At 38.0% G+C, this 9,211-nt stretch carries 6 protein-coding genes; 1 reads left to right on the top strand and 5 read right to left on the bottom strand.

Features of this window, described 5'->3' with window-relative positions; all coding sequences use genetic code 11:
• Positions 1-2,151, bottom strand: a 2,151-nt coding sequence (locus tag EPA86_RS17365; RefSeq protein ID WP_211664962.1) for an autotransporter outer membrane beta-barrel domain-containing protein, incomplete at its 3' end; no start/stop codon positions are given.
• Positions 2,152-2,768: 617 nt separating this feature from the next.
• On the opposite strand from EPA86_RS17365, the gene EPA86_RS17360 reads away from it, so the two are divergent.
• Positions 2,769-4,814 (top strand): glycoside hydrolase family 97 protein, encoded by a 2,046-nt coding sequence (locus EPA86_RS17360; RefSeq protein WP_140605654.1) that lies wholly within the window; start codon positions 2,769-2,771, stop codon positions 4,812-4,814.
• A 124-nt stretch (positions 4,815-4,938) separates the two neighbouring features.
• Here the strand turns inward: EPA86_RS17360 and EPA86_RS17355 are convergent, their stop codons facing one another.
• From EPA86_RS17355 to EPA86_RS17340, 4 genes are all read right to left on the bottom strand, one after another.
• Positions 4,939-6,114 carry a vWA domain-containing protein gene (locus EPA86_RS17355; RefSeq protein WP_140605653.1) on the bottom strand — a complete coding sequence of 392 codons (1,176 nt, stop codon included), beginning with the start codon at positions 6,112-6,114 and terminating at the stop codon, positions 4,939-4,941.
• Positions 6,114-6,959 carry an AAA family ATPase gene (locus tag EPA86_RS17350; RefSeq protein ID WP_140605652.1) on the bottom strand — a complete coding sequence of 282 codons (846 nt, stop codon included), beginning with the start codon at positions 6,957-6,959 and terminating at the stop codon, positions 6,114-6,116. The genes EPA86_RS17355 and EPA86_RS17350 overlap by 1 nt, the downstream gene beginning before the upstream one ends.
• A 120-nt stretch (positions 6,960-7,079) precedes the next feature.
• Entirely contained in the window at positions 7,080-8,423 is a 1,344-nt protein-coding gene (locus EPA86_RS17345) for a sensor histidine kinase (RefSeq protein WP_140605651.1), read from the bottom strand.
• The gene (locus tag EPA86_RS17340) at positions 8,420-9,082 is read right to left on the bottom strand and encodes a response regulator transcription factor (RefSeq protein ID WP_140605650.1); all 663 of its coding nucleotides are present in this window, start codon (positions 9,080-9,082) and stop codon (positions 8,420-8,422) included. The genes EPA86_RS17345 and EPA86_RS17340 overlap by 4 nt, the downstream gene beginning before the upstream one ends.
• Positions 9,083-9,211: the final 129 nt, after the last annotated feature.

Below are 9,211 nucleotides of genomic sequence, written 5' to 3'. Positions count from 1 at the left end.
TGACGATACTGTCATTCCCGTAGGGGCATTAGTCAATGACCACGTTAAATCCACACCATTATTACTGTCATCACTGTCACTAACACTGGCAGCATAACTGTATTGCACATCTTCTATTGCCGTTGTGCCTGCTGTTGAAGTAATACTCGGTGCATCATTGACTGGCGTAACACTGATAGTAAAGATTTCATTATCAGATAATGCGCCATCACTAACGGTTAAAGTAACCGCGCCTGAGCTTAATATGCCTTCGGTGGGTGTCCACTGAACGACACCAACTGACGATACTGTCATTCCCGTAGGGGCATTAGTCAATGACCACGTTAAATCCATACCATTATTACTGTCATCCGCATCTTCTACTGTCGGTGTATAACTATACGGTAAATCCTCGGTAGCAGCCGTACCTGCTGAAGAAGTAATTACTGGTGCAGAAAAGTAGCTTAACGTACGTAATATGGGGTGAGGAAATATCGCTGGAGTAATCACCCAATCATTGACAAAGTCAAAGCCAGTAAAGTCTGATTGGTTAATAAAACTTGCATTCGTCAAACCCGAACTACCTGAAACCGCAGGACTGTTTGTACCTACATTTGAACTGTTAGTTGAACTATTCCAATAAACATTTGTTAAGGTTGGGTCACTATCAACACTACCAAATAAAGCACCACTATAATCGGTTAACGTGGTGACTTCGCCATAAGCAAAGGCGGTAGAAATTATTGTGAAAGACGCGTTATCTATCTCACCAATAAAGCCGCCGACATCATCCGTTGAGGTATTGTCAAAGCCAAAAACATCACCACTACTATAACTTTTAGTAATTTCCCCTTTAACGGAAGCAATATATTGATCGTAAAAACCACCAATAAAGCCCCCCACATTATCATTACCGTAGACATCACCCGAAGCATATGATCGATCGATAGTTATCTGCCCTCTGACTTCTCCAATGAGACCGCCTATCTTGTCTGTCGTAGCATTGGGCGCAAGGGCATTAATATTTCCCTTAGCAAAAGCATCTAATATAATGAACCCGTCCGTGGTATAACTAAAGGTATAACCAATAAGACCACCAATTTCATCACCTGTACCTGTTACATCTATATCTCCTAGTGCTCCTGCATCTCGAATAATAATTTTAAAAGAGTTTACGTCTGCCCAACCAATCAAACCACCAACCCCAGCATCAGAATCGTTTGCTGGAGTTACAATGTTAACATCAGCAAAAGCTTGCTCAATAAGAACTGTGCCAGTGGTAGTATATGCAGTACCAATCAGCCCTCCATAATATGATGAGCTCCCAGTGGTACCGGTAAAATTACCCACAGCGAAAGCATTATGCAACGTTATACCTGTGGTACTACTGGTGATAACACCTGCGTTATAACTAGAAGAAGTAAAATCAACATTAGTAAAACCAATATTTCGCACATGCGCATTATTACCACTGCGTCCAATAAAGCTATCACTACCATTTCCGGAATTTATAAACCCATCTACCACATGTCCCAATCCTTCAAAATGGCCGGTAAAAATACTAGACGAGCTACTAAACAATACTGAGCCGTTGAAAGTTGTACCACTAAGATCTAAATTGGTAGATAAAGCAACTCGCTGGTTAGCATCGTCTAATGTTGCATCATTAATAGCGTCTAGTTCAGCTAGAGAACTGACCAAATTGTAATTATCAAGGGTACCATCTCCATCATGGTCGATAGATAGAATTCCTGTCCCAGAGCGACTTCCAAACTCTATTTTCCCTTTAAAGCTAATATTATTATCTGCTAGCGGAAATCTTAATCGACCAATTGAATCTAATGCAATACGGTTATCATTAGGCGAGGATTGTGCAAATGGGTCAATATCATTAGCGGTATCAAAGTTTGCTATTAACCTAAGCGTTGAAGTATTAGTTGCGGTTAAGGTTGACTCAATCAATAGATCATTGTTTGCGACCAACAGTAAATCTCGGTCACTCCATGTCATATCGGCTGAAAAAATCAAATCATCTGAGGCATAAATCTGTACATCTTTTGTTAGTAATAACGTTTGCAGAGTATCAACGCCGATTGGTGTTACATCATTGAAAATACAAGTAAATCCATCATCACTACTACAAGCACCAGCACTACCACTTATAATATTCACGTTTGCCGCATATGTGAGGCAAGAAAAGCTGAAGAGAAGTAAACTGAACACAACTCGAATTAGTGTCGATACTGCAAACATTAATAAAACCTATTTAATTATCTTATAAAAATGCAACACTCCCTCGAATTAATTATCTACATATTCCTTATAAAAACCCAAAACAAACATTAAGCCTAATTTACACCATGAATTATATTATAATCAATATACCGTTTTTTCACACTAAAACTGTTGATTATGTGTTCTAAAACAATAAAAACATAAGTATATGTTAGCAAAAGGCTTATGAATAAATATTCAACAACAAAGGTGATGAGAATAATTTACATATTTACTTCGACAATAATGACCTTGCCTTGCACCAGCAGGGATTTAAAAAATACTCATTTAAAAACAACTACCTACAAAAACAACTTTTATAAAAATGACTAAATAAACACCTTTACAAAATCATTACAAAATAATGCCTTTCCTCCTACAAATACAAATATAACTACTACAAAAGCAATTAAGTTCGGTAACTAAGCAAGTATTTGAATACGTATGCAGCTAGCTGCATTTTATAATTTATCAATTTACACTGATAAAATATTCCAATAAAAACAAGATTCAATATGAAATATTACCCTGCGACACTATCAACATTAGTCTCCACTTTACTCATATCTTCTTCGGTCTTTGCTCAGACTATTAGCGTAAGCTCTCCAAATAAAAGCATTACCATTGCTATTAATGATGACAATCAACCTAACTATCTAGTCGATTTCAATGGTGAGCAAGTTATCAAACCATCAAAACTAGGCATGTTGTTTAACAATGCTCATGGCTTTGCCGATGGCTTTAAAATTTCTTCGGTAGAAAAGCACAGTGTCAATACAAGCTGGCAACTGCCGTGGGGTGAACGAAAAAACGTTACTGATATTCACAATGAAGTTGTTATCACTTTTACTGCTAATCGAACTAGCAACAATCACTATAAAGTACGCTTTCGTGCTTTTAATGATGGCATTGGTTTTCGCTACGAAGTACCTAAGCAAAAAGGCTTAACAGATATTGAAATTACCAATGAGTTGACTGAATTCAATCTCACTTCGCCAAAAGAAAGTACAGCATGGTGGATTCCTGCTCGCGGCTGGAACCGCTATGAATACACTTATAATACTTCAAGCATTGAAGAAATAGATCGTGCTCATACACCTTTTACCTTCAAGTTACCTTCAGGTACTCATTTAAGTATTCATGAAGCCGCATTAGTAGACTATGCAGCAATGACCCTCAACCAGCAACGACCAGGCACCTTGAAAGCTGATTTAACCCCTTGGTCAGACGGCATATTAGTGAAAACCAAAGCAAGCTTTAAATCGCCATGGCGCACAATTCAAATCAGCAAAGATGCCGTAGGGCTTTTAAATTCAAACCTTATTCTTAACCTAAACGAACCTAATAAACTGGGTGATGTCTCTTGGGTTGAACCTGGAAAGTATGTCGGTATTTGGTGGGGCATGCATATTAATGAGAATACCTGGGGAAGTGGTGATAAACACGGCGCTACCACAAGTGAAACACTGCGCTATATGGACTTTGCCGCTGAACATGGCTTTTCAGGTGTTTTAGTTGAAGGCTGGAATATTGGCTGGGACGGAGATTGGTTTCACAATGGTGATGTCTTTAACTTTGCAAAACCTTATGATGACTTTGATATAAACAAAGTGAGTCAATACGCCAAAAGTAAAGGTGTTGAGCTTATAGGTCATCATGAGACCTCAGGCAATGTCACCAATTATAGAAATCAAATGTCAGAGGCCTATGCCTTATATCAACAACATGGCGTTCATCAAATTAAAACGGGATATGTTGCTGACGGTGGCAATATTAAGCGTATTGATGAAAATGGCATAATCAAGAAAGAATGGCACGACGGCCAGTTTATGGTGAATGAATATTTGCACAGTGTTACTGAGGCCGCTAAACATAAAATTAGTATCAATACCCATGAACCAATAAAAGCAACCGGATTACGTAGAACCTACCCTAACTGGATATCTAGAGAAGGCGCTCGTGGACAAGAATTCAATGCTTGGGGTAATCCGCCAAATCCACCTGAGCATACTGCTATTTTGCCGTTTACTCGTTTACTTGCAGGACCAATGGATTTCACACCGGGCATATTTAACATGAGCTTTAATGGTTTAGGCAGTGACACAAACAGACCACAAACGACCTTAGCAAAACAATTAGCGCTTTACGTGGTACTGTATAGCCCTATTCAAATGGCAGCAGACTTGCCAAGAAATTACCAAGCCAATATGGCTGCTTTTCAATTTATTAAAGATGTACCTACTGATTGGTATGAGAGTATCGCCGTTGCAGGTGAAGTTGGTGATTTTGTCGCTTTTGCCAGACAAGAGCGCCAAGGAGAAGATTGGTATCTTGGCGCTTTAACTGATGAAGAAGCGCGCGAGTTAACAATAAAACTCGACTTTCTTAAGCCCGGCAAGCGTTATCAAGCTCAAATATATCGTGATGGTGAAAAGGCAGAATGGGTAAATAACCCTTACGATATTGTCATTGAAAACAAACAAGTACGTAAAAGCGATACCATAAAGTTAACACTAGCGACAAGTGGCGGTGCAGCCATTCGTTTTAAGGCATTAGACTAATTCCTTAAATGAACGATTTTACTTAATAACTTAAACATTAAAAAATCGAGATAAAACAAAAAAAGCGATGATATTCATCGCTTTTTTCTTATCTGTTCTTAAGAGAAATGCATTCGTGAAAAGGTTACTTAGACAGGTAACTCATTGCTTGTTCCAGACCGTTAACTGTCATCGGGAACATTTGATCTTCTACAAGCTCTTGGGTCATACGGATACTTTGGGTGTACTGCCAATGAGTTTCATGGACAGGGTTAATCCAGACAGCTTTTTCAAAATTATCTCGTAATCGATTAAACCAAACAGCGCCAGCTTCTTTATTCCAGTGCTCTACACTGCCACCGGGCACAGCTATTTCATAAGGTGACATCGACGCATCACCAATAAATATAACTTTATAGTCGCTACTGTATTTATGCAGAATATCATGTAAGGGTATGCGCTCTTGATGTCTTCGAACATTATTGTCCCACACCGATTCATAAATGAAATTATGAAAATAGTAATATTCCATGTGTTTGAACTCTGCTCGAGCCGCCGAAAACATTTCTTCACAGGTTTCAATGTAGGAATCCATTGAACCGCCAACATCAAAAAACAACAGCACTTTTACAGCGTTGTGCCGTTCAGGCACCATCTTTAAGTCAAGGTAACCCGCATTATTAGCTGTACTGCGAATAGTATCGTCAATGTCTAGCTCTTCATCAGCACCAGTACGGGCAAATTGACGAAGTCTTCTTAGCGCAACCTTTATATTGCGTGTTCCTAATTCAATATTATCATCGAGATTTCTAAAATCTCTCCGCTCCCAAACTTTAACAGCACGCTTGTGACCACTTTCCCCACCAATGCGAACACCTTCGGGGTTATAACCGCTGTGACCAAATGGCGAGGTGCCACCTGTACCAACCCATTTATTACCACCTTGGTGCTTAGCTTTTTGTTCCGCTAAACGCTCTTTTAGCGTTTCAAGTAACTTTTCTAAACCACCAAGTGATTGTATTTTTTCTTTCTCTTCTTCTGTCAGGTGTTTTGTTAATTCAGCACGTAACCACTCTTCTGGAATGAGCGCCTCAATAATGTCATCAATATTATCCAATTCACTAAAACACAGAGAAAACGCCCTATCAAAGCGATCAAAGTATTTCTCGTCTTTCACCAAAATCGTACGGCTTAAATAATAAAACTCATCAATATTGGCAAAAACAATATGCTTTTCAAGGGCCGCTATTAAATCCAGTAACTCTTTTATCGTCACCGGTATTTCATGCTTTTTAAGACCCTGAAAAAAATTAATTAACATTAACGCTGCTCACGTCGGTGCATAAAGGCTAACCGCTCAAGCATATGTACATCCTGCTCATTTTTTAACAGCGCACCATATAGCGGTGGAATAGCTTTTGAGTTATCTCTGTTTTTCAAAATCTCATCAGGAATATCATCAGCCATTAACAATTTTAACCAATCAATTAATTCAGACGTTGACGGTTTTTTACGTAAACCACTAATTTCACGGACTTCAAAAAACACATCAAGTGCCTCATTTACCAAATCTAATTGAATCGTAGGATAGTGCACATCAATGATTTGTTTCATGGTGTCGCGATCAGGAAAATTAATAAAATGAAAGAAACAGCGGCGAAGAAAAGCATCAGGCAGTTCTTTTTCATTATTACTGGTAATGATGATGATTGGTCTATGTTTCGCTTTAACAGTTTCCCCTGTTTCATAAACAAAGAATTCCATTTTATCGAGCTCGACTAATAAATCGTTCGGAAACTCAATATCGGCTTTATCCACTTCATCTATCAATAACACCACTTGTTCATCCGACTGAAAGGCTTCCCACAGCTTTCCTTGTCTAATGTAGTTACTAATATCATGAACTTTATCATCACCTAATTGTGAATCACGAAGCCTTGAAACGGCATCGTATTCATATAACCCCTGCTGCGCCTTAGTGGTGGACTTAACATGCCATTGAATAAGGCGCATTCCTAAAGAAGCAGCAACTTCCTCAGCTAAAAGAGTTTTACCTGTGCCAGGCTCACCTTTAATTAATAAAGGGCGTTGCAGAGTAACCGAGGCATTAACGGCCAGTTGTAAGTCTTCGGTTGCGACGTATTTTTCAGTACCTTTAAACTTCATAAGTTTATTCTTTACCTTCAGCAATTTTTCCAAGGATAACTGGTTGTACCATTAAGTTCAATGCTAAGAAATGAAACATACAAAGGCGTTCTGGCTTAAACAAAACTTCAGTACGCTCACTTATTCATGAGAGATATCAATGAGTATTTTCGTGCCCAATGGTCGGTCAGTTTCAATAGTTATTTTCCAATTGAGCTTTTCACAAAGACGTCTAACAATAGATAAACCAACGCCTGATTTTTCTAATACATTACAATCACTATCATTAACGAGCTTTGAATTAACCATTCCCTCACCTGTATCTTCAACAATGATAATATTATTCTGCACACATACCTCTATTGTTCCTTGGTAAGTGTGCTGGTAGGCATTTCTAATCAAATTATCAAGCACAATGGCTAAGTATCGTTTTGCCGCAAACATCATTAACGTGGGTGCTACTTTATTCAAACACGCTAATTCGTCCGAGCGTTTTAAATAATCATGTTTATCAAAAGACTGTTGAACCAATTCATATAGATTAAACTCTGTATGTACTTCTTTATCTATTTCATCTCTGCCTAACAACAAAAATGTTTCAATCAAATGGCTCATGTCTACATTGGCTCTTGCTGCCCTGTGCAGAAATTTGCTCATGTGAGTATCTTTTCCTGCGGGACTTGATAATGCTAACTCAATTGCTGCACGACTACTTGCCAGTGGTGTTCTTAATTCATGACTCACATCACGTGAGAATGATTTTTCACGAATGATCATTTCATTTGTTTTCAATACAAAAGAATCAATACGCTTTGCTAAAAAGCCAATTTCATCATTAAAATAGACATTATTATTGGGCTGATAATTATCTGAATCAACTGAATTAGCTAAACGCGTTAACGGCGATACAACCCGTTTGGCAAGCCAGAAACCTAGTATCAAACTAATACATAAAATCAACACCAGCATGGTTAAAAACATGTCAGAAATTTCTTTTTCTGATACGTCGTCGTAATTGATGAATTCACTAACATCAACAAGATAATAAAAGCTTAGGGCATCGTCTTTAAGCGGTGCTTTTAATATATGAATTGTTTTTTGCTTGGTTATAAACTCATAAATGATATAGCCTTGAGGTGTTGTAAACCTAGGCCCCAGCATCTCTATCAAATCAAGAGCATTATTCTTTAAAATGCGCTCACGGGTTTTAGTCTTCGTAAAGTAATTTGCCAGTGTTGCAATCGCGACCTCTTCACTTGAGACGATAACCTTAGCTGACGTCATACTCGACAAGTTTACTTGCGGATTTTTTTGATACTCTGCCACTAATACTTGTGTTTCTTGAATGAGAAACCAGTTGAATAACTCATCGGAATTATATTTAAGGCCATAGTATGTGACCCAGCCGTAACAAAGACTGACCACTAATGAGAAAAAAATACAGGCAATAATAATCCTAAAGCGAATACTTTGAAAAACCTTCATGAAATACTAAAGCCTCGTCCTTTACTTGTTTTAATTAATGGCTGAGTAAAAGGTTTATCTATTTTACTCCTTAACTTATATATATGACTTCTTAGTGAATCACTATCTGGCAAATTGTCTCCCCAAACTAAATGTTCGAGCTCTTGACGTAAAACGATTTCAGGCGAGCGTTGCATGAGGATAATTAGCAACTTATAAGTATTGGGAGATAACGAGATAACTTTATTTGCTCGCATCACTTGTTCCGTTTTCAAGTCAACACTTAAATCTTTAAGTGCCAATGTCGTTTTTACACCGACATAACGGTTATATATTGCTTGCAATCGAACCAGCAATTCACTTAAATCGAACGGCTTGATCAAATAGTCATCAGCGCCAGCAGAAAATCCCGCCAGTTTGTCATCGAGCGTATCTCGCGCAGTCAAAAACAAAATAGGCACTGTATTATTACACTGATTTCTTAGTTTTTGACAAAGCTGTAAGCCATCCATTTTAGGCATAGCAATGTCAAATATATACATATCAAAATCATTTGAAATGGCGGCATTAAAGCCAGACTCGCCATTAAACGCCAAATCACAGCTATGACCTTGCATCTCAAGATAATCAACAATACTTGCTGCTAAATCAGCATTATCTTCAACCAATAAAATACGCACTTAATGTCCTCATTGATGTTATCTCTTCATTATAAGCAGGTTTACTGTGAAGAGAATGTGAACAATACAAAACTTTCACGTTTTGTTCACATACCCTTTTTTACACTATTGATAAGTAGAAAAATATTC

Source organism: Litorilituus lipolyticus, from assembly GCF_006439335.1.
Classification (GTDB): Bacteria; Pseudomonadota; Gammaproteobacteria; order Enterobacterales; family Alteromonadaceae; genus Colwellia; species Colwellia lipolytica.
The sequence above is the reverse complement of the archived record's forward strand: the minus strand, read 5'-3'. Positions and strand labels throughout refer to the sequence as shown.